The 23,457-nt window shown below is 65.5% G+C and carries 15 protein-coding genes and 2 pseudogenes; 5 read left to right on the forward strand and 12 right to left on the reverse strand.

The genetic code is table 11. The features are described 5' to 3' along the window. Positions 1 to 750: 750 nt before the first annotated feature. Positions 751 to 1,129, forward strand: a pseudogene (locus RDV64_RS14715) (integrase core domain-containing protein); the annotation flags it as partial. A gap of 67 nt (positions 1,130 to 1,196) precedes the next feature. Here RDV64_RS14715 and RDV64_RS14720 read toward each other — a convergent pair. The 5 genes from RDV64_RS14720 to RDV64_RS14740 form a co-directional block, all read right to left on the reverse strand. Next, on the reverse strand, positions 1,197 to 2,336 hold the full coding sequence (locus tag RDV64_RS14720) for an ATP-binding cassette domain-containing protein (RefSeq protein WP_309195673.1): 1,140 nt from the start codon (positions 2,334 to 2,336) through the stop codon (positions 1,197 to 1,199). A 38-nt stretch (positions 2,337 to 2,374) separates the two neighbouring features. Further along, positions 2,375 to 3,337, reverse strand: a complete 963-nt coding sequence (gene proX, locus RDV64_RS14725) for a glycine betaine/L-proline ABC transporter substrate-binding protein ProX (protein ID WP_309195674.1) — start codon at positions 3,335 to 3,337, stop codon at positions 2,375 to 2,377. Between the two features lie 52 nt (positions 3,338 to 3,389). Continuing rightward, the gene (locus tag RDV64_RS14730; protein ID WP_309195675.1) at positions 3,390 to 4,385 is read right to left on the reverse strand and encodes an ABC transporter permease subunit; all 996 of its coding nucleotides are present in this window, start codon (positions 4,383 to 4,385) and stop codon (positions 3,390 to 3,392) included. Between the two features lie 18 nt (positions 4,386 to 4,403). Beyond that, positions 4,404 to 5,330 (reverse strand): 2OG-Fe(II) oxygenase family protein, encoded by a 927-nt coding sequence (locus tag RDV64_RS14735; RefSeq protein ID WP_309195676.1) that lies wholly within the window; start codon positions 5,328 to 5,330, stop codon positions 4,404 to 4,406. 86 nt (positions 5,331 to 5,416) lie between these two features. Further along, positions 5,417 to 6,253, reverse strand: coding sequence for a phytanoyl-CoA dioxygenase family protein (locus tag RDV64_RS14740; RefSeq protein ID WP_309195677.1), 837 nt, complete (start codon positions 6,251 to 6,253; stop codon positions 5,417 to 5,419). Positions 6,254 to 6,364: 111 nt separating this feature from the next. On the opposite strand from RDV64_RS14740, the gene RDV64_RS14745 reads away from it, so the two are divergent. Then, entirely contained in the window at positions 6,365 to 6,991 is a 627-nt protein-coding gene (locus tag RDV64_RS14745) for a TetR/AcrR family transcriptional regulator (RefSeq protein WP_309195678.1), read from the forward strand. A 361-nt stretch (positions 6,992 to 7,352) separates the two neighbouring features. Then, entirely contained in the window at positions 7,353 to 7,661 is a 309-nt protein-coding gene (locus RDV64_RS14750; protein ID WP_309195679.1) for a recombinase family protein, read from the forward strand. Between the two features lie 405 nt (positions 7,662 to 8,066). On the opposite strand, the gene RDV64_RS14755 is transcribed toward RDV64_RS14750, so the two are convergent. After that, positions 8,067 to 13,973, reverse strand: a complete 5,907-nt coding sequence (locus tag RDV64_RS14755) for a hypothetical protein (protein ID WP_309195680.1) — start codon at positions 13,971 to 13,973, stop codon at positions 8,067 to 8,069. A 504-nt stretch (positions 13,974 to 14,477) separates the two neighbouring features. Between RDV64_RS14755 and RDV64_RS14760 the strand changes: the two genes are divergently transcribed. Together RDV64_RS14760 and RDV64_RS14765 are read left to right on the forward strand one after the other, a co-directional pair. After that, positions 14,478 to 15,518, forward strand: coding sequence for a helix-turn-helix domain-containing protein (locus RDV64_RS14760; protein ID WP_309195681.1), 1,041 nt, complete (start codon positions 14,478 to 14,480; stop codon positions 15,516 to 15,518). Between the two features lie 237 nt (positions 15,519 to 15,755). Next, positions 15,756 to 16,945, forward strand: a protein-coding gene (locus RDV64_RS14765) for an IS3 family transposase (RefSeq protein ID WP_309195682.1) whose coding sequence is annotated in 2 segments (ribosomal slippage) — positions 15,756 to 16,008 and positions 16,008 to 16,945 — 1,191 coding nt in all. Because the reading frame shifts where the segments join, the coding sequence is not laid out codon by codon here. Here the strand turns inward: RDV64_RS14765 and RDV64_RS23870 are convergent. The 6 genes and pseudogenes from RDV64_RS23870 to RDV64_RS14790 form a co-directional block, all read right to left on the reverse strand. Beyond that, the gene (locus tag RDV64_RS23870; protein ID WP_375143833.1) at positions 16,927 to 17,046 is read right to left on the reverse strand and encodes a transposase domain-containing protein; all 120 of its coding nucleotides are present in this window, start codon (positions 17,044 to 17,046) and stop codon (positions 16,927 to 16,929) included. The two genes, RDV64_RS14765 and RDV64_RS23870, sit on opposite strands and share 19 nt — an antisense overlap. 42 nt (positions 17,047 to 17,088) lie before the next feature. After that, positions 17,089 to 17,205, reverse strand: coding sequence for a transposase (locus RDV64_RS14775; RefSeq protein ID WP_375143753.1), 117 nt, complete (start codon positions 17,203 to 17,205; stop codon positions 17,089 to 17,091). 52 nt (positions 17,206 to 17,257) lie between these two features. After that, positions 17,258 to 17,503: pseudogene (locus RDV64_RS23875) on the reverse strand (transposase); the annotation flags it as partial. 164 nt (positions 17,504 to 17,667) lie between these two features. Continuing rightward, positions 17,668 to 19,500: an ABC transporter ATP-binding protein gene (locus RDV64_RS14780; RefSeq protein WP_309195684.1), complete on the reverse strand. Its 1,833-nt coding sequence runs from the start codon at positions 19,498 to 19,500 to the stop codon at positions 17,668 to 17,670. Beyond that, a complete protein-coding gene (locus RDV64_RS14785) occupies positions 19,500 to 21,341 on the reverse strand; it encodes an ABC transporter ATP-binding protein (RefSeq protein WP_309195685.1) in 1,842 nt (613 codons plus the stop codon). The genes RDV64_RS14780 and RDV64_RS14785 overlap by 1 nt, the downstream gene beginning before the upstream one ends. A gap of 341 nt (positions 21,342 to 21,682) precedes the next feature. Then, positions 21,683 to 23,452: a hydantoinase B/oxoprolinase family protein gene (locus RDV64_RS14790; RefSeq protein WP_309195686.1), complete on the reverse strand. Its 1,770-nt coding sequence runs from the start codon at positions 23,450 to 23,452 to the stop codon at positions 21,683 to 21,685. Positions 23,453 to 23,457 lie beyond the last annotated feature (5 nt).

The raw sequence follows: 23,457 nt of genomic DNA on the forward strand, positions 1-23,457 counted from the left end.
GTGGCGAGTTTCGGCAATGAGAGTAAGAACAGGGAAATTTGTTATCTGGCGGAATATTGCTGGCGCTGAGTGTAGAGATCGTCAGCCCGTGCGGTTGGCGTCCATCGAGAAAGGCAACCTGAAGATCGGATGCGAGGAAAGCGAGGCGGACAACGCGGCGCCGGTAGGATGATTCCGGGGAGGTGTTCAACATTGGAAGCCCGAGCGCACTTGATCCGCCGGATCCGGCTCGACGATTTTGTCGCCATCGATAGGGGCCCGAATTGTCGCGAGATGGTCGGTCGGCAACGTCAGCCGGATAGAGTCGCGATGGACATCGACGCGACGGAGAAAGGTCAAGCGGCTCTACGCTAATCCCGTCGAGGAAGCGATGCAGAATTCGCTGAGCCGAGCCTCGAAGAAAGCGGTGGGAACGGGCGGACTACGCCACCTTCCGCATCGTGACTGCGCCGCCCTTGATGCAATGGTGCCGACACGGTGTAGCGGTAAGTCTTGCCACGCGCGCCGTGTGATGCCGCCGGCGACATTGGCGCGCCGGTGGCATAGAAGATGCGGCCGACGAGTGCTGGGGCGGGTGCTTAGCTGTTTGGCGTCCCCATCAACCGCACATTCGCATCAAGCTGACGCTGAACGTTCTCGAAGAGGTCAGCGTCGACAATGGCCGGGTGTTGGCCTGGACGGGCGCCGAAGCGGTTGAAGGTCTTCCTCCGAACTCTTGCGAGTATAAAACACACAGCGCTTGACCGTTGGCTTCTTCATCGCCGGCTTAGTGATCGGAGGGAGGACGTGGTGCGGCCTCTCGAACGGACCTGCCGGGAAACAGGCTATCCGGGTGGACCAGGGGAGCGAGTTCGTCTTCCGCGACCTGGATCTGTGGGCCTGCCAGAAGGGCGTCGTTCTCGACTTCTCCCGGCCGGGCAAGCCGACCGACAATGCCTTCATCGAGTCCTTCAATGGCAAGCTCCGCGCAGAATGCCTGAACGCCCTCTGGTTCAAGAGCCTCTACGACGCCCGGGCCAGGATGGAGGCTTGGTGTAGGGACTACACCGAAGTTCGCCCGCACAGCGCGCTTGGCCAGAAGATGCCGATCGAGCTGATGAAATCCGTTCAGGCCGCTTCCCCGGCTTGAGCGCACACCCCCGGAAATCCTCCAGCCGGGTGGTCCAAAGACGAGGAGCGCGTCACCAGCTCTCCGGCTATAGAGTCATGTTGGGCCTAGCGGGCGGATCGTCAAAAATGACCTCCAGGCAAGACAGGAGCACGCTGCGGTCGATCCATCCTGTTGTTGACCCATCCTTGTCCATTACTTCAAAGGATACGTCTTCACCGCTTGCCATGCGGATGATTTCCGCGACCGGCGTGTCACCAGGTATGGTATGCGTGCCGCATGCAGGACGGGACGGGGTGGCGGTCGCAATGTCGGCTGCCTGCGTGAAGCGCGCCTTCATCTCGCGCGTTCCGAAGCTTGCGACATAGTCCGTGGCGGGTGTGAACAGCACCTCCCGCGGCGTGCCCACCTGCACGATCTTGCCATCGGACATCACCGCGATCCGGTCCGCTATGCGCACCGCCTCGGCAAAGTCATGGGTGATGAATACCGCGGTCTTGCGATACCTGGCGACCAGCGAGACGAATTCGTCCTGCAAGGAGCGGCGGATCAGCGGGTCGAGCGCACTGAACGGTTCGTCGAGGAGCAGGATCTCGGGGTCCGTCGCAAGGGTCCGCGCAAGGCCGACGCGCTGCTGCATCCCGCCGGAAAGTTCGTCGGGGTAGCGGTCCGCCCAGTCGGACAGTTCCACGCGGTCCAGCCACAGGCGGGCGGTCGCCTCCATGTCGCGCCGCGGGACGCCGCGCACCTCAAGGCCGAAGATGACGTTCTGAAGCACGGTGCGGTGCGGGAACAGGCTTGTGCTTTGAAAGACCATGCCGACGTGCGTTGACCGCAGGGCCTGAAGCGCGCTCGCACGCAGTGTGCTGATATCGCGCCCATCGACGCGGACCTCGCCGCAAGTGGGTGTCAGAAGGCCATTCAGATGCCGCACCAGCGTGGACTTGCCGCTGCCCGACAGGCCGACAACGGCGAGCGTTTCGCGCCGCCGCACCCTGAGGCTGACGCCGGCAAGCGCCGCGAACACGTCATGCTCGCTTTCGATGGCGGCGCGGTCCGGCAGCACGGCTTCGGCGCCGCCGGCGATCGAACGGGCCGCGGCGCGCACATCGCGCGCCGCACCATAGAGCTTCCACACCCCCTTGATGTCGAGGGCGGGGACCTCCGTCACCAACGGACGTCGTTCCGGCGCATCGGCCAGCCCGTCGCCTGCCAGACGGGACGGCAAGGCCGCGCCGTCCGAGACAGTGTTCCGGGCAAACATGGTCACTGCGCGGCGGCTTTCGCTTCCTCGACCCATGCGCCGAACTGCTCGGCGTTCTCGGCAACCCAGGCTTCGGCGTGGGCGCGGATGGCCTCGTCGTCCTTCTCGCCCTGGTAGATGCTGTAGTTTTCCGCGACAACGTCTTCGACTGGGATCTTCACGATCTCCATCCACTTGGCCGCAGCGGGGTTCTCTTCGGCAAAGTCCTTGTTGGCGATGACACCGATCGTGTTGATCGTGTGACCGATGTTGCGCCCGTCCGCGAGGGTAGTGAGAGCCGCATCTGTCGGCTCGGGCAGGCTGGTGAATGGCACGGTGAGCTGAACCACATCGGTACCGGGCACCAGCACCTGCGACACCCAGAGCGGGTTGTACGTGTAGTAAACGACCGGATCGCCGGAGGCGTGACGCGCGATGATCTCGGACGCGATCACGGCCATGTCGCCCTGCACGTGGTCGACCGTGTCCCGCAGCTCATAGGCATCGAGATGGTGCTCGATGGCGCGCTCGCAGCCCCAGCCGGGAGGGCAGCCGAAGAGCTGGGCGTTGGAGCTGCCGTCGGTCGAGAAGATGGCCGCCAGCTCCGGATCCTTGAGCTGATCGATGGAGGTGATGCCGTATTTCTCGGCGGTCGGCTTGTCCACGAAATATCCCTGCGTGGCGCCCTCGATCAGCGTGCCGAGGCGCACCATGCTGCCGTCGCCGCCGGCGCGGTCGTAGAATGCGTTCTGCAGAGGCTCCCATGCGCAGGCGATGAGGTCGACATCGCCGGTTGCAGTGGCGAGGTACATGGCCGGGATCTGCAGCGGCAGGGGCGGTTCGAGCTCGTAGCCAAGCGCTTCAAGGCCCAGCGCCACGATCTCGGTCTGGAAGACGGTTTCGGCGGTGGAGTCGTAGGCGATTTCGACGCTGACGCCCGTTCCGGGGAGATCTTGCGCCTGACCGGGCGTGGATAGGGCGGTCATCGCGAGTACAGCGCCGGCGAACGGGATCAGGCGGGATTGCGAACGTTGGATCTCAGGATGATGCATTGGGAGAATCTCCAAGTGGCACAGCGGAAGGGCTCTGCGCAGGGGATGAATGGCGTGCCGGGCGTGTCCGGTTGGCAGCCAGGTTGCCGGCGGCGAAAGCGAACAGCGCGCGGGGGTTCTTCAGCCACGCCGGACCCGGCGCGGGGCGCCGGCTGGTCCGAATGAGGGCGCTGAAAATGATGGCGAGGGCCACGATCCCGATGCCGCCGACGGTGGCCAGTCCCATATCGAGCCGGCCGATTCCGCGCAGCACCAGCCGGCCGAGCCCGCCGACGCCGATCATCGATGCGTAGGTGACCATGGCCAGTGCCATCATGATCGTCTGGTTGATGCCGGCGACGATAGACGGCATCGCCTGCGGCACCTCGACCTTGAACAGCACCTGCCGCGATGAAGCGCCGAGGGCATTCGCGGCCTCGACCATGGGGGCCGGAACCCCGCGGATGCCGAGGCTGGTGAAGCGGATTGTGGGTGGCACGGCGAACACGAAGGTGACGAGCACGCCTGGGAGGTCGCCGATGCCGACAAGCAGAACAATTGGCACCAGATAGACGAACGCCGGCAGTGTCTGCATCAGGTCGAGCAGGGGCCTGAGCGCATTGTCGAGCCGCACCGAACGCGCGGCGGCGAGGCCGAGTGGCAACCCGACCGCAAGGCAAAGCGCCACCGCGACAAGGATGAGGGCAAGCGTCTCCATCATCTCGGTCCAGATGCCGATCATGCCGACAAATGTGGCGAGTGCGACAAGGCATACAGCGCTGACGACGCCGTTGAGCTGCCAGGTCGCGAGAAACAGCGCGGCAAGCACCAGCGGCGGCGGCAGCGCGACCAGCACCGCCGAAACCCATTCGATGAAGGCCGCGAGCGGTTCGCGCGCAATTTGGAAATAGGGTCGCCAGTGCAGCGAAAGCCACATGAAGCTCTCGTTGACGCCATCCTCGAGCGGGATGGAGAAGCGGGAGAACCAGTCTGAGTTTGCCACGATCGGTTCTCCCGCCTGTCAGACGAACGCGCCAGCGAGCCGCTGGGTGAGGTACTGGCCGGTGGTGATGGGCGCATAGTCCGTGACGCCGCCCTCGCCGAGGCAGGTCGGCAGTGTTTCGATCATCACGTCGGCATTCGGGTGGAAGAAAAACGGCACCGAATAGCGCGAGTCCGTCGCAACGCGGATGACGCGATGGGGCGTTGCGCGGAACCGATTGTTGGTCCACCGCGCCATCATCTCACCGATGTTGCAAAGGTAGGCGCCGGCGCGCGGCGCAACGTCGATCCACGCTCCATCGACCGTTTGCACCTGCAGGCCGCCGCGGTCGTCCTGCGCCAATATGGTGAGGTAGCCATAGTCGCTGTGCGCGCCGCAGCCTGTCTCCGGCAAAGCTGCGCGGTCGGCGACGTGGCTCACCGCCGGGTAGTGCAGAAGCCGCAGGATCGAGGTCGGATGGTCGAGCCGGTCGGTGAAAAAGTCTTCCGGGAGGTCCAGCGCAAGTGCGAACCCGCGCGACAGGTCCTGCGCCAGCGCGCTCAGCGCTTCGTGATAGCGGGTAAGCACGCCTGGCAGGTCCGCGGGCTCGGGTGGCCATTCAAGGGCGGCATGCCGACGGTCCGAGGAGAACGCGATGTCGTAGCCCTCCTTCGGGTCGGCGCCAATTTCGGGGTCAGTGACCTCGCCCTTCATGGGGAAGTAGCCGCAGAAGTTCGTGTCTGCGCTGAGGGCGTTCTGCATCTTGGCGTCGAGCGGGCGGGCGAAATAACGCTGCGCGACGTCGAACGCGCCAGCAAGGAGGGCAGGGTCGACGTTGTGGTTCACCACATGGAAGAAGCCGACTTCACGGCAAGCGCTTGCGATGCCATCAGCGCATGTGCGTCGCTCTGCGGGGGTTCCACGCAGCATCTGCGCGTCGATCACCGGAATGATTTCGCTGGTCATCAGTGCATCCCGTGCATGGGTGGCATGAAGGGCATGTTGCTCGGCTGGCTGCGGACGCGACCCGCGGATCAGCCGGGCCAGCGTTGTCAGCCTGCCGCGGCGGTCTTGCTGCGCGAGGCCTGAACCGTGACGCTGTCGTCCCGGTAGTCGCCCCAGATTGAATCGAGGTAGGCCATCGTGACCGGATCGAGATCGGTCTGCGGCTCCGGGTCCACGTCCCAGTGGCCGTAGCGGTCTTCGCCGGAGATATGCATCGCGGAGCGGCGGGCCATCGTCGATTTGACGTGGGCCGGCATGTAGAAGAACGCCATGCCGATGCGCCGGTCGTCAGTCTGATTGGGCAGCGAGTCGTGCGCGGTCCGCTCGTGGTGCATCGAGAACTGGCCGGGTTGAAGCGGCATCTCGACCGCTTTCGTGTCGTCGATGCCCCGGAGCGACTGCCCGCGCGCGAGGAGATTGTCGGGGTCGTAGGTTTCTTCGTGGACGAGGTCAGGGCCCTCGTGGCTTCCGGGAAGAACACGCAGACAGCCGCTCTCGGAGGTCGCCGGCGACAGGGCGATCCACACCGTCACTTCCTCGTTGGGGCTGAGACCATAGTATGCCGAATCCTGATGCCAGGAGACGAAGCGCTTGTCCTGCGCATTCTTGGCGAAAGCGGAAGAGCCGAACAGAAGCACGTCCGGTCCGATGATCGACTGCACGGCGGAGACGATTTCGGGATGCCGCGCCAGCTCGCACATCCACGGAGATGCAAGGTGCGCCTTGATCTTGAGGCGCTTGTTGACCTCTTCGCCGGTATCCTTCTCGTATTGCTCGATGCGGGCGCGGCACTGCGCAGCCTCTTCAGCGGAGAGGGCGTTAACCGGGTAGTGGTAACCGTTGCGGCGAAAAAAGGCGACTTGATCGTCGGTGAGAGCTGGCATGGATTTCTCTCCATCTGCATTACGATACACTACGTATTGTATTTATGCCTACTCGCTGAGCAAGCTCGTTTTTTAGGCGAAGAGGGTGATAGTTTGTGCGTGATACGATCCATGTCTAACCCGTCCACTGATCAACCTGCGGCCACAGGCGTCGTGCGCCGAAGCGCCGGACGGCCGCGCAAGGAAACGACGCGGGTCAAGATTCTTCAGGCTGCGAACGCCATTTTGGAAGAGGAGGGGATTGCCGGCTTCACAGTCGAAGCCGTCGCGGCGCGCGCGGGCGCCGGCAAGACCACGATCTACCGGTGGTGGCCCACGAAAGGCGCTCTCGCGGTAGCGGGGTTCCTTGCCGAAACCGCGCCGAAAATTCCCTACAAGCCTTCCGGCACCGCACGCGAGCAGATCACGGCCCAGCTGAAGCGGGTCGCCGAGGTCTATTCGGGCAAAACGGGAAAGGTGCTCGCCGCACTGATCGCCGAGGGGCAGCGTGACGCCGGCACCGTCGCAGCCTTCATTGAGGGCTACGCGCGCCCGCGCCGCGAAGAGGGTAAAGAGATTCTGCTGGCTGGCATCGAACGGGGCGAATTGCGACCGGACCTGGACCTGGAGGTTGCGCTCGATGCCCTTTACGGGCCGGTCTACTATCGCATACTGGTGCCGCTCAACCCGCTCGATGCCGCCGCCGCGGAGCGGATCGCGGACCATGTTTTCATGGGCTTAGCTCTCGCCTCTTCATAGTGGCCGACGCTCGCGAAAACGCATCCTTCTGCCGACCTCCGGACCGCGATCCCGTGGGGATGAACGGCACGGGGATACTCCCTCTACTTGCATGAAAAGTATACCCGGCTGTAGATCCCAGCTACCGCACGTGGCTGATACCCACGTCGCGTTATAAGATACATTGGTCTCTGGACTTTCTCCAAGCTCCAAGCACGAGTGGTGAAGCTAATAAGAAGATCAACCACGTGGTGGTTTTTGCTGTTATTTTTCTTGAAAATGAGCGTTTTTTGAGGTTTGCGCGTCAGCGAGCTGTAATCGCTGTTTCGGCCCGACGAGGCTCTTGAATATTGTATATCTAGATGATTTTTAACAGCGAACTTTGTGGGTCGATTACGCGCGTGTCTCAACGCAGTATCAGAAGCCGGCGCTTCAGCTTGATGCGCTCAAGGTGGCCGGCTGCGAGAAAATGTCCGTCGAGAAGGCATCTGGCGCGCGGCGGGACGGGCCGCAACTCGTCGCCGCAGTCCAGTACATGCGCAAGGGCGATACCCTCTTCGTCTGGAAACTCGACCGTCTGGCGGGCTCCGTGAAGCAACTTATCGAGCCCGTCGAAGGCCTTGAGGCGCAAGATATCGGCTTTAGCGCCCTCACCGAGGCGATCGACAAGACTACATCTGGCCGAGTTTGAGCGCACGATCATACCGGAGCGCACCCGCGCAGGGCTCGATGCCGCGAAGGCACGCAGCCGCACTGGCGGCGGCCCAGGAAGCTGAGCGAGGCCGATCTGTAGGCAGCGCACGCCATGCTCGCCGAGAACACCTTTACCGTGGAGGACGTGGCTCGGCGCCTCAACGGTTCGCCAATCACGATATACCGTTACACACCTGCCGCTCGATCAACGATCACGCGCAACGAGCCGACATGACGTTCCGGCAGACCTCTTCCCGGTTAACCTGCATCCGCGCGGGTCGATATCGTCAGCAACCAAGCGTTTCACCCTCTGCCGTAGTGCCGTGCCCCGGGCAAAGACCAAGCGCCTGAACTTGCGGTGACGCGCTTGGGCCCTATCGCGCAGCGCGCCGGGTGGCTCACCTCAGAAACGATACTCAAGGCGCAGGGAGCCCGAGAGGGCCTGCTGGTCGCTGCCGATCAGGGATTTTCCTTCTAGCTTCAGGCTCCAGTCGTCGTTGAGGGTGGCGTCGATGCCGAGGGCGAGCTTGCCGAACAGCCGGTCCGGATCGTCCGTCACGTTCAGCGTCGGGCCGCCGCCCGGCACGCCGGTAAAGGTCGCCTCAAGCACCCTGTCGTCGGCAATCACGCCCAGAAGCCCGGCTCTTGCGAACAGCCGTGCCGTGGCGCCGCCCAGCGCAAGCTCGGTGGCAACCTCCACCTCGGGGCTCAGGGTGAGGGCGGTCTCGTCGTAGGCGGCAATCCGCACGCCGTAGGCGCCTGCGCCGGTTTCGGAGAAGCCGGGCCGCCACTGGTGGTGCAGTCCCGCGTCGAATTGCGGGGTGAGGGAAAAGCCGCCCATATCGAATGCACGGGCAATCCTGGCGTGTGCCGACACGAAGCCGATGGTGGTGTCGCTGTGGGCCTTCGCGAGCCCGCCCGGCGTGCGTGTCAGCCGATCGATGTCGTAGGCGCCGAAGCCGCCGGTGACGCCCGCGCCGAAGGTCCAGGCGTTCCAGTCCTTCTCCAGGAAGACGCCGGCCTGCAGGCGGTCGCCGTGGCCGCTCGAGATGTAATCGGCAGAAAGGTTGGCCGATTCGTACGAGATGCCAGCCCCGGCGGACCAGCCGTCCGCAATCTCGGCCTGAAGACCGGCGGACAGGCCGAACGACGCCTCTTCATAGCCGAGCGTCCGGTTCGTCTCTCCGCGGCGAAGGTAGTTGCCCTGCATCTTCGCCCACGCGCAGGAAACACCGTCCGACACCACGGCGGCACCGGTCGCCTGCGGGGACGCGGAGCACGCCAGAAGCGCATCGGCAAAGTCGATGCTGGAGAGCATCGTCGCGTCCAGCGGCGCGCTGTGAACGTTGGGGATCATGAGTTCGTAGTTCGTCAGCAGCGATGCGATGTCGTCGATCTCAAGGATGTAGCCCATCAGGTCTTCGACCCAGCGGTACTCACCCGTCCCGGCGGTCATTGTTCCCGCTGCGATGGCAGCACGCTCACCAAGCCGCGCGTTCACCAGCGCACCAAGGTAGCCGCCGAAGCGGGTGGCGTTGCCAAGGTCGACATCGCTGCCGATGCTGGCTGTCCGGGCCTTGGCACTTTGTGCGCCGACGCTTGCGGAGGCGATGCCCGCGGCGCGCGCCCCGGTGTCCCCGTCCCATGGCGTGTAATCGACGGTGTAGGCGAGGCCGTATGTGCTTTCGCCGGACCCGGTGGTCTCGACGAGACTGTAGTCCACCGTCGCGGTGTCTTCCACGGCAAGGCCCCGGACGTCGGCGCGGTTGCCGACCGATTTCAGGAATGCGACTTCGCCGGCCGTGCCCGACTGCACGAGGTTCACGCCGACAAGGTCGGTCCGGACCGTGCCGGCGAGCGATGCGTCACCATCGATGACGATCATGTCCGCCGCCGCGTCAACGTCGATGCCGTCGCCGAGCTGGTTGTCGACGAGGATCGTGCCACCTTGGCTCTGCGTGACGTTTGCCGCTGCGATCCTCACGCGGCGGATCCTGCCGCGCTGGCCGGCGGTGAGGATGCCTGCGTTTTTCAGCGAACCGACGCCAAGGTCGCTGGTGCGTCCGAGCTCCATGACGGCGCCGTCCATATTGTCGATGGTGAGATCGGCACCGGCGGTGGCGCCGCTCAGACGGCCCGTGTTCGTCACGGTCGTGGCGGCATCGCCGAGCGCCAGAATGGCGTAGTTCTCATCGCTGCCGGATGCGAACGACCCGGCCTTTTCGACGGTGCCTTTGTTGACGATCGTGTTGTCCGCGCCATCCAGCAGAAGGATCGCAGACCGCGCCTCGGCCGCGCTGAAGACGCTGCCGCCCTCGGCAACCTTTATGGCGATGCGCTTGTTCGCATTGCCGCCCTCGCTCTGGGCCAGTATGGCGCGGCCGTTCTTGCCGTTTGCCGCGACGCTGCCGATCACGTCGACCGTAACCCGGCCGCTGGAAAGATCCGCGCCGCTGGCCGACTGGGCAATGATGCCGTGCGCCTCTTCGCCGTTTACCGCAATCATGCCGTCGGCGGTGACGGACACGTCGCCGCCGTTGCCTCTGGTTCCGCCTGCGCTGCCCGCCATCGCGTGGGCGACGTTGCCGGCCGCATCCAAAATGGTGCCGATCCCGCCCGATCCACCGACGGACTGCGCGACCACCCCGTGCGCGGCCATTCCCTGGGTGCGGATGTCGCCGGCCGTCACCGCAACCTTGCGGGCGCTGGCCTGGCTGCCCTTCACGACAGGGGCGAATCCGTGTTCTGCGCCACCGACGCCAACGCCGACATTGAGGTCAGCCGCCTTCGCTCCGAAGGCGAGCATTGCGCCGGGGGCAAGCCCGCCGCCGCCAGCGATGCTCTGGGCGACAATGCCGGCCGCCTCATCTCCGGATGTGACTATCGTGCCCGAGTTGGTGACGTTGACGGTGCCGCTGTTGCTGCCGCCGGCGCTGCCGGTGCCGCCCACGGCAAGGTTGGTATCAGCCGATCGGATCTGCGAGAAGATGGCACCACCGCCGCCGCCGATCGACTGCGCCAGAAGCCCGTAGCTCTCAGCCCCGGCCGTGGCGATACGGCCCGCATTCTCTGCGACAACCGCGCCACCCTCGCCGCGCCCCTTTGTGCTGCCGAGGGAAACATCGATCGTGTCGACGTTGCCATTGAGGTCGAGGATGGAGATGCCGCCGCCGCCGCCGATCGACTGGGCGACTAGGCCCTGCGCGTTGTCGCCTTCGGTCTCGATCAGGCCGTCGGCGTTGCGGGCCGTGACGTTGCCGCCATCATTGCCGGTACCGTCGCTGCTGCCGAGGCCAATGCTCATGCGCTGGGCCACGGAAAAGCGCGCCTGCTGTCCCGAAACGCCGCCACCGCCGCCGAGCGACTGGGCAAGGACGCCCGTCGAACCGTCACCCTTCGTCGTGATGCCTGCCGAGTTGTCGTAATTGACGGTCCCGCCGGTGCCGCCATTGCCGCCATCGCCACCGAGGTTGACCGCCACGGACAAGATGTCGAGCGGCGAAGCTGTGATGGAGTTACCGCCAACGCCGCCACCGCCGCCGACGGATTGCGCGATCACGCCGGGTGACATCTTGCCCTCTGTCGAGATCGCACCGCCGGTCGAGACATTGACGGCACCGCCTGTGCCGCCGACACCGCCCGTGCCACCGAGGCCGGCGGAGATGTTGAGACTGGTGAGCACATCGCCCTGGATGGTGTTGCCGCCAGCGCCGCCACCGCCGCCGACCGACTGCGCCAGCAAGGCGCCCGCCGCCAGGCCGCTTGTGGTGAGCGTGCCACCCGATTTGACGGAGACGTTGGCGCCGTTACCGCCGGTGCCCCCCGTGCCGCCCATGACAAACGCCAGGGAGACGGGGTTTTTCAGGCTGAGGGACTTGGCGACGCTGCCGTTGCCGCCGCCACCGCCGATCGACTGTGCAAGGATCGCACGCGACCGGACGCCCTGCGTGCGCACCGCGCCCGACTGGGCGACATCGACCGCGGCACCGTCGCCGCCCGCGCCACCCGACGTGCCGAGCGACATGTTCGTGCTGAGCTTGCTGATGCCAAGGCTTGCGGTGCTGGTGGCCTCCGCGTTGCCGCCGCCACCGCCGACGCTCTGCGCGGTGATGCCGTTGGAGAGCGCACCATGGGTCGTGATCGCGCCGCCCGATGCAACGCGCACCTTGCCGCCGTCGCCGCCGTTGCCAGCCTGCCCGCCCAGACCGAGCGCGAAGGACACCACGCCCTTCGCCTTGGTCAATATGGTGCCCGAATCGCCGCCGCCACCGCCTGTGGCCAGTGCACTGATGCCCGCAGACATGAGGCCCTTCGTCTCGATCCCTGCGCTGGTGTCGATATCGACCGAGCCGGCATTGCCGCCCTTGCCGCCATCGCTGCCGATACCGAGAGAAACGGAGAATTTCGTCCCCACCGCAGCGGAGACCGTGCCGCCGCCGGTCCCGCCGCCACCGCCAACGCTCTGCGCTGCAAGGCCGATCGACTTGACCCCGCTCGTCGACAGCATGGTGTCGGTGTTACCGGCGATATCGCGGTATTCGACATTGCCGCCGTTGCCACCGTTGCCGCCGTCGCCACCCATGGCCATGGCGAAGATCGGTCCCGCCGCCCAGGCGGCGGCTCCCGTGCCACCGCCGCCGCCGATGCTGGCCAGGTAAAACGCGTTGGACATGGCGCCCCGCGTTGTGATGTTGCCCGAGTTCTGCACCGCAACGTCGTTGCCGTTGCCGCCCTTGCCGCCCCTGGCGCCGATCGACACGATGCCGCCGGTGGCCGTTGCGAGGCCCCCGCCGCCACCGATGCTGACGGCGTTGATCCCGTCCGCATCCTTGCCGCTGGTGCTGAGCGCGCCTGAGTTGGTGACGTTCACGAAGCCGCCGTCGCCGCCACTGCCGCCTTTGCCGCCGAGTGCAACGATCCCGACACTGGAGCCGGATTGGCCGCCCCCGCCGCCGATGCTGGCCGCGGTCAGCGCGGACGCGCCTTCGCCGCGCGTCTCGATCGACGCTGCGCTGCTCACGATCACTTTGCCGCCGGCCCCGCCTGCCGAGCCGGCCCCGCCAAGCGACTTCAGCCCGACACCGTGACCGCCAACGCCGCCGCCGCCGCCGATGCTCTGCGCGATGGCGCCGTCCGCGTATTTCCCGGACGTCACGATCGACGAACCCTTCCCGAGGGTCAGCGTGGTGCGCCCGCCACGCCCGGCGCTTTCCGAGGACGCCCCGTAGCCGACCCAGCCAAAGCCCGAACCGCCCGTGCCGGAAAAGCCGCCGACGCTCTGCGCCACCACACCGGTGCTGTCCTTGCCGGTCGTCGCGACGGAGCCTGAGAGCGTGACGTCGACCTTGCCGCCCGGGCCGGAGCCCGCACCGGCACCGCCGCGTCCTCTGGCGCTGGCACCTTCGCCGCCATTGCCCCCCGCACCGCCAAGGCTGCGGGCACCGATGCCGATGCCACCCGCCTCGACAGATCCGGCAACGTCGATCGTCACCTCTCCGCCTGTGCCGCCGCGGCCGCCATCACCGCCCCTTGCCTCGGTGAAGCTGCCATCGGCCCTGCCGCCATTGCCCCCATCGCCGCCGATGCTCTGGGCGGCGACCCCGATGCCGCGCTTGCTGCGCACCGCCACACCTTCCGCAACCGTGACGCTCACATTGCTGCCGTCGCCGCCGGCACCGCCATCGCCGCCGCGCGACTTGTTGAAGGTGAGCTGGATGCCCCGGCCGCCATTGCCGCCCCTGCCGCCCCAGCTCTCGGCAAGGATTGCCGCCGATATGGCTGCCGCTTCATAGGGATAATTCGTATCGAAGACAGAGCTGATCGTGCCCGATTTCACGACGATCGAGGCAGGCCCGCTCTTTGCACCGGGCTTGCCGTCGTCTGCCTTGTTTCGGTCGCGGCCCTTTTCGCCGTCCGCGCCGCGGTTGACGACCGCAAGGCCAATTCCTCTGGCATCCGTTCCGTAGGGCCCGCCATCGAACATGATGCTGAGGTCGCTGTTCGCGTTGGCATCGGCATCGTAAAGGGCCACCGCTGGCTGCTCGAACAAGCCGAAGACGGGCGGCAGCACGAAGAGGTCGCGACCCCTGATGTCGCCGCTGAGATCCTGAAAGATGTATTGTGTCGTCACCCGTGAAAACTCGTTTCGGGCGACAAAATCGACGTAGCGGGAGCACGTATAGGTCTCGGCGGCATCGGTCCGGGACGTTACCCGGCAGTCCGCCGCCGCCGTTCCGGTAAGGCCGAGGAGGGCGGCCACGGCACACGCCCCGACGGTCCGCGACCCGTAACGAAGTTCGTGGATCTTCATAGCCTTTGCTCCTGTCGCCGGCAGCTCCGGCACGGGAGCGCGGCCAATCCATGGCTCGCCCTCCGCAAGCGCGAAGGCGATGCCACCAGCCGGCGTTCCGAGCTTCCCCGGTGAGATCGCCACCAAGGCAAGAGCCGTTCTGCAGCTGGAGACCGAGGCGTAGCGGTATGAGTTTCGGCGAACTTGCCAATTGGCGACAAACGGACTGCGTCAAACCCAAGCTCGCCCGTTGTTACTTGCCTGCAACACTTCAGGTATCTGTTACCTAACGCAGATCGGACACGCGCCGGATCGACGAAATGCTTCGCGATTATTGTGCCCCGGATGGATCTCGGGTTCTGCGGGCAACCGTTCTGCGCGCCGCCTTCCAATCAAGCCTGTGAGTTTGGACCGCTTGGTCCAACGAAGCATTCCGCAACGCATGAAATCCTGACATCATAGGGCTATATTCAGTGATCCGGTTGCAGCGTCGAGGCTCGTCTGCGCGCCGAAGCAGGAGTTCGCATGCCGGTCTCAATCGCCATGACGTCGGTTCGCGGCCTTGGCCCGCTGCCTGGCCTCATCGAGGCCCGCGCCGGGGAAGAGGTTGCCCGGCGCGCGATGGAGCGTGTCGGCGTGCTGCGCATGCCCGACGATATGCCGGCACCGATGATGCCGCTGAAGGACATGGTCTCGCTCTTCGACCTTGCCGCAACGGTGACGGGCGACGGGTTGATCGGCCTGGAAGCCGGCCGCGACATGGACGAGTTCGGGTCGTGGACGGTCTACGCCCGCGCCGCCGGGACGCTGCGGGAATGCCTCGGCCGCCTCATCCGCGGCCTCGCCTACCACCAGAGCGGCGCCGCGCTTTTCCTCAGTCGCGAGGGGCCGCTTGCGCGGCTCGCCTATCACGTTCCCATCGGCAGTCCGCAGCACCGGGCGCAACATGCCGAGCACACGATCCCGCCTCTGCTCACCACGTTCCGCCTCTACCTCGGGCCCGACTGGTCGCCGGACCGGATTGAGGTCGACTATCCGAGGACCCGCCGCCTTCTTGCAGTGTCGGAGTCCCTCGCCGTGCCCATCATCGCAGACGCGCCGGCACCCGCTATCGTGTTCCCCGCCGAGGCTCTCGACGCCAGACGCCTGGCGCCACAAATCACCCCGCCACTCAGCCTCGGCGAACTGCGCACGATGGTTCGGGAGCGCGCGCCGCGGACAGTTTCGGGCACGGTCTCTGCCGTGGTCGAGACCCGGCTTGCGCACGGCGGGGCCAACCTGTCGGTGGTCGCGGCGCATCTCGGACTTTCAGAACGGACGCTGCAGCGCCGCCTCGGCCAGGAGGGAACGCACTTCAACACGCTGGTCGACGAGGTGCGGCTGAAGCAGGCCGAACGGCTCCTGCAGCGCGACGACATCCAGATCACCGAGGTCGCCTTCCGCCTCGGCTTCAGCGACCCCGCGCACTTCACGCGAGCCTTCCGCCGCCTTACCAGCCACACGCCGACCTTGTACCGCAAAGCGTTGCGGCAACACGGGCGAGCCCCAAACGATCGCAGCGCCTGAAGACACCCGCAACGAAGATGGGCGGCCGCTCCAGAAGGGGAGGGGGGCTGCCATACACGCGTTTGCCCAGCAGAAGATGTGGCTTGGTTGAGAGCCCGAAAATCGCTGATAGATGAAGGGTGCTATAGATTCTTATAAAAAGCTTTTGCGGCACCCTAATACCACGATAAAGTCTGACCTGCCCCTGAATTTTTCCTCCACTTGGAGCTAGAATCCGGCCCTTGAGAGGATGGACGGATGAAGCGAGCGAGATTCACGGAAGAGCAGATAATCGGGATCCTGCGGGAGAACGATGCCGGGGCAAAGGCGGGCGAGCTGCCCCGCAAGCACGGCGTGTCCGAGGGCACGATCTACGCGTGGAAGGCCAAGTTCGGCGGGATGAGCGTGTCTGAGGCCCAGCGGCTGAAGACGCTGGAGGACGAGAACCGCCGGCTCAAATCGCTGCTGGCCGACGCGATGCTGGACAAGGCGGCGCTGAACGAGCTGCTCTCAAAAAAATGGTAGGGTCTGCCGCCATGCGCGAAGGCGTCGCTCATCTGCGAACGGTGTTCGAGATCAGCGAGCGGCGGGCCTGCTCCATCGTCAAGGTGGATCGAAAGATGGTGCGCTATCGGTCCCGTCGGCCGCCGGATACCGAGATCGCCAAGCGGCTGCGCACCCTGGCTGCCGAGCGACGCCGGTTCGGCTATCGGCGGCTGTTCGTCCTGCTGCGGAGGGAAGGCGAACTCTCGGGCAAGAACCGTATTTACCGCCTCTATCGCGAGGAAGGCCTGACGGTGCGCAGGCGCCGGTCCCGTCGCCGCGCCGTCGGCACTCGGGCGCCGATCCTCATTGAAGCCAAGGTCAACGCCCGCTGGTCGCTGGACTTCGTGCATGATCAGCTCGCCGGTGGTCGGCGTTTCCGCATTCTCAATGTGGTTGACGATGTGACACGCGAGTGTCTGGCGGCGATCCCCGACACCTCGATCTCGGGCCGGCGCGTGGCGCGGGAACTGTCGGCGTTGATTGTTCGCCGTGGTCGCCCAGGCATCATCGTCAGCGACAACGGCACGGAGTTCACGTCCACAGCCATCCTGGCCTGGGCTGAGGATCATCGGGTTGCCTGGCATTATATCGCGCCGGGCAAGCCGACCCAGAATGGTTTCGTGGAGAGCTTCAATGGCCGGATGCGTGACGAACTGCTGAACGAAAGCCTGTTCTTCAGCCTCGATCACATCCGCCAGAAACTGGCCGCGTGGACGGCCGACTACAACACCACCCGACCGCACTCGGCGATCGGCTACCAGACCCCTGCGGCCTACGCCGCGAACCTGAACAGAGCAGGCCGATCCGCTGCGCAATGTGGACACTCCGCGGCTCGGCCTGTTGTTTTCACCGCGCCGAAAGGCGTAATCACCAACTCCGAGACTCAGGTCCGACCTGGATGAAAGTTCAGAGGCAGGTCATGAGCGATGCGGGCGAGTACGTCGCGCAGATAGTGCTCCGTGTCGATGCCGTTGAGGCGGGCGGTCTCGGCGCGAGGCAGGATGCCGGCAGCGCGCTCGCCGCACCTGTCCGATCCCGCGAATAGTCAGTTCTTGCGGCCAAGCGCAATCGGGCGGATGGCCCGTTCGGCAGCGTTGTTGTCGTTCTCGATGCGGCCGTCGCCGAGGTATCGCTCGAGTGCCTGCCAGCGCGCCAGAGGCATAGCGGCTCGCCTTCGCTGTTTCGCTCTTGGCCGAAAGCCGGGGGAAGTCGCGCTTGAGCCAGGCCTTCAGCGCGGCGACGTTTGGCACCGCCTCTGCCCGGAGAATCCGCTCGCGCTTGAGCGCAAGAGAGCCACGGACCCGCTTCTCTATCTCGTAGAGTTCGCCGATACGCTTCGGCGCAGCTTCGGCCAGCGGCGCGCTGCCGCCGGCAGCAAGGTCAAAGAACTTTCGCCTGACGTGTTCCCAGCAGCTGGCCTCCAGAACGCGCGGCTCGTCAGTGCCGCCGGCCTTATGAATGTCGTTCTAGCGGACGTAGCCGTCGGCATGAAGCACGCTGCGGAATGGCTCGAGGTGACGCTTCGGGTGTGACTGCATCGCCATCACCACAAGCCGCATGGATAAAAACTGACCCGTCGAGGGTCTTCGACGCGTCAGCTCTTCCGCGAAACCAGCGAAAAATATCACGAATCCGTTTCGAGCGCGTCGTCGAAGGAGGTGTGGTTCATCTTGTAGAGGCCGGCGTAGAGGCCGCCCTTGGCGATCAGCTCGTCATGCGTGCCCTGTTCGACGATCTCGCCGTCGCGCAGGACGACAATGCGATCAGCGTTTCTGATCGTTGCGAGGCGGTGGGCGATGACGAGCCCGGTCCGGTCCTGCAAGAGCCGCTTCAGCGCCGTCTGGATCTTCATTTCGGTGTAGCTGTCGATGCTGGCGGTTGCCTCGTCGAGGACGAGGATCGGCGCGTCGACCACCAGCGCCCGCGCGAAACTGAGAAGCTGGCGCTGGCCCAGAGACAGGCTGCCGCCCCGTTCGCCCAGAAGCGTGTCGTAACCCTCCGGCAATGCGGTGATGAAGTCGTGTGCACCCACGGCCTTCGCCGCGGTGATGACGTCCTCGCGGCTGGCATCCACCATTGTGTAGCGGATGTTCTCGAACACGGTGCCGGTGAAGAGGTAAGGCTCCTGCAGCACCATGGCGATGTGCTTGCCGAGCGAGGCCTGCGTTACATCGCGAACGTCGTGCCCGCCGACCAGCACTTCGCCCTCCTGGACGTCGTAAAAGCGGTTCACCAGCGCCATCGCGCTCGACTTGCCCGAGCCGGTCGGGCCGACGACGGCCACCGTCTCGCCTGGTTTCACCCGGAAGTTCACGTTCTTCAGGACAGGATGGGCCGGGTCGTAGCCGAACGTCACGTTGCGGAACTCGATCGACCCCTCCGTCTCGCGGGTGAGGGGGATAGCGCCTGACTTGTCGCGGACCGTCACCTCGATGTCGAGCACCTCGGTCAGGCGCTGGCCGGAGGCCATGGCCCGTTGCATCACCGAGTATTGCATGGTGAGCGACCGGATCGGGTCGAAGAAGCGCTGGATGTAGAACAGGAACGCCACCATCACGCCGACTTCGAGCGTCTGGCCGAGCACCATGGAGCCGCCGACGACAATGACGAAGGCCATGGCAAGGCCGGTCAGCGTATCGACAATGGGAACCATCACCTGCGCGAAACGGGCCGCGGTGAGGTGCGCCTTGAGGTTGGCCTCCGCCTTGTCGGTGTAGAGCGCGAAGTTGACGTCCTCGCGGTTCATGTTCTGCACCGCCCGCACGCCGTGGATCGCTTCTGCCAGCGCCCCGTTGGCGACCGAGTTGGCCTCATGCGCCGCCATGAACGCTTTTCGCGCACGGGGGAGCCAGAAGACCCGCACCAGGAAAAGGATGGGCAGCACCGAGATGGTGAGGAGGCCAAGGCGCACATCGAGCCACAGCATGGAGGCGATGATGCCGAACAGGAGAACGATGTCGCCCACCGAAAGGACGGAGGTTTCCAGAAACTCCTGCATGGAGTTCACGTCGCCCTGCAGGCGCGACATCAGCCGCCCCACCTCGGTCTTGTCCATGAACGACATGGAGACGCGCTGAAGGTGAGAGAACATCGCCTCGCGGATGTCGAACAGGACGTTTTCCGCCGTCTGCCCGACGACATTCTCCTGAACGAAGCTCGCCGCAAAGTTGATGAGAATGACGATCCCGAAGAGGACGACCGCGCGCGTGAGCGCGGCCTCGCCGCCCGCCACAATGCCATTGTCGATGGCATCGCGAATGATGAGGGGGATCACAACCTGCGTCCCGGTGAAGACCAGAACCGCGATGATTGCGATGATGACCTTAAGCCGGTAGGGGCTGACGAACGCCCAGATCCGGCGCACGACACGGCCGTCGAACAGACGGCCGAACATCTCCTCCTCGACGCGGTGTGAGCCGACCGTTGCGCGGGGCGGGTGTTGATCGCTGATTGCCATTATCGGGCCTTCGCCGGAGTGTCGTTGCCCACCTGCAGATCGTGCAGTGCGCGGTAGCGTCCGCCGTGTGAGAGAAGCTCGTCGTGGCTGCCCTGTTCGACGATCCGGCCTTCGTCCAGCACCAGGATCCGATCGGCATCCATCAGCGAGCTGAGCCGGTGGGCGATGATGACGGTCACGCGGGAGGATGCATTCTCGCGCATCGCCTTGCGGATGCTGCGCTCGGTGTTGGCGTCGAGCGCGGTGGTGCTGTCGTCGAAGACGAGAATTGACGGGTCGAGCATCAGCGTGCGCGCGATGGAGACGCGCTGGCGCTGCCCGCCGGAAAGGGAGACGCCGCGCTCGCCAACCACCGTGCGGTAACCGCCCGGCAGGTTGAGGATGTAGTCGTGCAGCCGCGCCGCCTCGCTGGCCCGCTCCACCTGTTTGCCGCGCGCCCACGGGTCGGCGTAGGCAATGTTGTTTTCCAGCGTCGTGGTGAAGAGGAACACGTCCTGCTGTACAACCGCGACCGCCTGCCGGAGCGAGCGAAGCGAAATCTCGCGGATGTCCTGCCCATCGATTGTGATCCTGCCGCCGGTGACGTCGTAAAACCGCGGGATGAGGTGCACCAGCGAGGATTTGCCCGATCCCGGCGGCCCGACGAGGCCGATGGTTTCGCCCTTGCGCGCCTCGAACGACACATTGCGCAGCACGGCCCGGTCGGTCCCCGGATAGGTGAAGGAGACATCTTCGAAGGACAGGCGTCCCTCGGACAGGGCAAGGGCGGGTGCGCCCGGTACTTCACGGATCGGAACCTCGAAGTCGAGGAAGTCGAACAGGCGGCTGCCGCAGGTGGACGCGCGTGCAAAGGAGTTCACCAGCATGCCGAGCTGGCGCACCGGCATTTGCAGGATGGTCATGAAGGTGAGGAAGGAGGCGAGCGTGCCGACGGAAATTTCGCCCGCGATCACCTTGTGCCCGCCGACCCACAGGACGAGCCCCATGGCGGCGAAGAAGGAGAACGTCATCGCGCTGGTGTTGCGCACGCGGATGCCGACGCGCTCGCGCGCAAGCTCCAGCGCGCTCAGCGATGATGTGTGGAACTTGTCCATCTCCAGTGGCTCGGCGGCGAAGGCGCGCACCACGCGGATGCCGGCAAGGTTCTCCTCCATCACCCGCGACAGGACCGAGAGCCTCTCCTGGAGCCGGAGCCACGTTGCGCGCAGCCTGAGCCGTGTCACCGCGGAGCGCCACCCGACGAACGGCACGAAACTGAGTGCCGCCAGCGCAAGGACGGGATCTGTGGAGATGAGGACGTAGCCGCCGACGCCGATGAGGGTCGTGAGCAGCAGCAACCGCACGATGCCAGTGGAGAAGAACATGCGCACCCCCTCCAGATCGAGCATCCCGAGCGTGATGAGGTCGCCCGAATGCACCTTGTCGTGGAAGCTGAAGTGGAGGTCCTGCACCTTGGCGTAGTAGGCACGGCGCAGCTGGTAGCCGACCGCATGGCCGACCGCCTCGCCAAAATAGTTCTGCAGCGTGGTGAAGACGCCCCGCAGCATCGACATGACGAAGAGCAGCACGGCGGTTTGCAGGAGCGCGGAGCGCGCGCCCTCGGTCTCGGTCAGCGCGCCCTGCGTCTGGTCGACGGCGATGCCGAGAATGACCGGGATGGAGAGCTGCAGGGTTGCGGCAACAAGCGTCGAGGCGAAGGCGATGGCGACCCACCACGGCTTCTGAAACGCGATCCGGGTTATCCTGAGGAGCGTGCCGGCCGAAGCGTGCGAGCCGGCACTGCGCAGTCCCACCGCCCCATCGTGTGCCGGGGAGGAGGTCTGTTGGGGCAGCGTGGTCATGGTTGTATCCGTTGGGACTCGTTCTTTTCCCGGCATCGCGTCGCACGGCACGCGGGCCGATTGCCGACGGACGCTTGGGATGTGACGGAGCCAGCCCCAGTGTAGATGGCGGGAGGCCGTGATGTCACCTGCATGGGCAGGATTGATGTCCACCGCCCATAGCGGTTTAACCGCGCAGAGCATACCTCCAGCACAGCCGCGATGGCCATGCCGGTTTGCACGTTTGTGTGCAACGGCCGCCGCGGCCGCTCCGGCGTGCTGGCCGTGCACCGCGGGTTTTCAGGCGTGGACAGCCCGCCTCGGCCGTCCACGCCTTCACACGAGCGGGTGTGATCCCGGTGTCAGGCCCGCATCCCGTCGCGCAGGCTCTTCGTGGCCGTGTCGTCGAGCGCCCAGTCGTAGCCGTTGTCGGCCTCCGTGAGGACGACGCCGTAGGCCTCGCGCGCATGATCGGGGCCGAAGAAGCCGTCGAGCACATCGTCGAGCACCTTTTCGGGGGCGCGGTCGAGCGGGTCGCCGTAGCCGCCGCCGGAGGGGGAGTAGTAGCTCACCACATCGCCGATCTCGGTGCGCAGGCCGGAAAACTTGGCGTAGGCCGAGCGCGTCTTTCCCGAATGGATGTTGTGGATCTCCATCTTGCCGACAGCGCCTTCCTTGCCGCCGAACACGCCCCACGGCGCGTCGAGGTGGCGGTCGGACTCGTGGGTCATGAAGCCGGGCGTCAGGTAGCGCTGGGATTTGACCACGCCCGAGCCGCCGCGGAACTTGCCGGCGCCGGGGGGGACGTCGTCGCGCACCTCGTAGCGGTCGCAGATGAGGGGGAGGTGCATCCCGAGGTCTTCCAGCGGGTTGTTGCGCGTGTTGCGCATCAGCTCCTCCACCGTGTCCGGCCCGTCGGACGCCGGCCGCCCGCCCATGGCGGCCTCGTTCACCTCCAGAAACACCCAGTAGTCGCCGGACGGGCGGACGCCGGAGTAGGCGGCGAACGAAAGCGTGGCGGCGTTGCCGGCGGTGCAGCGGTCCGGCAGCACCGGGGCCAGCGCCTTGATGACGAGGTCGGACATGCGCTGGATCTGGCAGAACCGCGCCTCGGCCGCCGCCGGCGCGATGGGGTTGAAGATGCAGCCCTCCGGCGCCGTCACCTTGATGGGGCGGAACGAGCCCTCGTTGGCCGGAATGTCGTCCTGAGCGGTGTAGGTGTCGAGGAGCATTGCGCGGAAGACGAAGAAGGCTGCGACCTTGGTGGAGCCGTCGAACGGGACGTTGAAGGCGGTGGGCACCTGCGGCGAGGAGCCGGTGAGATCCACCTCCACGCCGTCGCCCTCGACGCGAACGCAGACCTTGATGGGCAGCGTCTTTTCGCGGTCGCGCCCGTCGTCATCGAGGAAGCCTTCGGCGAAATACTCGCCGTCGGGGATCTTGGCGATCTCGGCGCGCATCCGGCGCTCGGTGTAGTCCATCAGCTGTTTGGTCGCCTGGATGACGGTGTCCTTGCCATACTTGGCAATCAGCTCCTCGAACCGGCGCACGCCGAGCTGGGCGGAGGCGATCTGCGCCTCAAGGTCGCCCATGACAAGGGCCGGAACCCGCGTGTTGCCGCGGATGTATTTCCACAGATCCTCGTTGCGCACGCCTTCGTTGTAGAGCTTGAGGCCGTCGAGCAGCATCCCTTCGGCCCACATGTCCGGCACGTCGATGATGAGGCCGGGGGTGGCGGCGCCGATGTCTACGTGGTGGGCGGTGTTGGCGGAGAAGCCGACAAGCTCGCCGTCCGCAAACACCGGCATCACGATGGCGATGTCGGGGGAGTGGGAGGCGCCCTTGTAGGGGTGGTTGTGGATCACGCAGTCGCCCGGCTTCCACGCGTCCAGTGGAACCGTGGTGGCGATGCCGCTGAGGTAGCCGGGGAGGGAGCCGATGTGCATGGGCGTGGAGTCCGATTCGCACAGCGTGTTGAATTCGCTGTCGAACAAGCCCGCGCCAAGGTCCTGGCTTTCGCGGATGATCGACGAATAGCTCATCCGGTAAAGGACGTTGCCCATCTGCTCGGCGATGGAGTGCAGCGCGCCGCCGACGACCTGCAACGTGATCGGGTCGAGTTCCTTGGTCATGGTCG

The organism is Acuticoccus sp. MNP-M23 (assembly GCF_031195445.1).
GTDB lineage: Bacteria > Pseudomonadota > Alphaproteobacteria > Rhizobiales > Amorphaceae > Acuticoccus.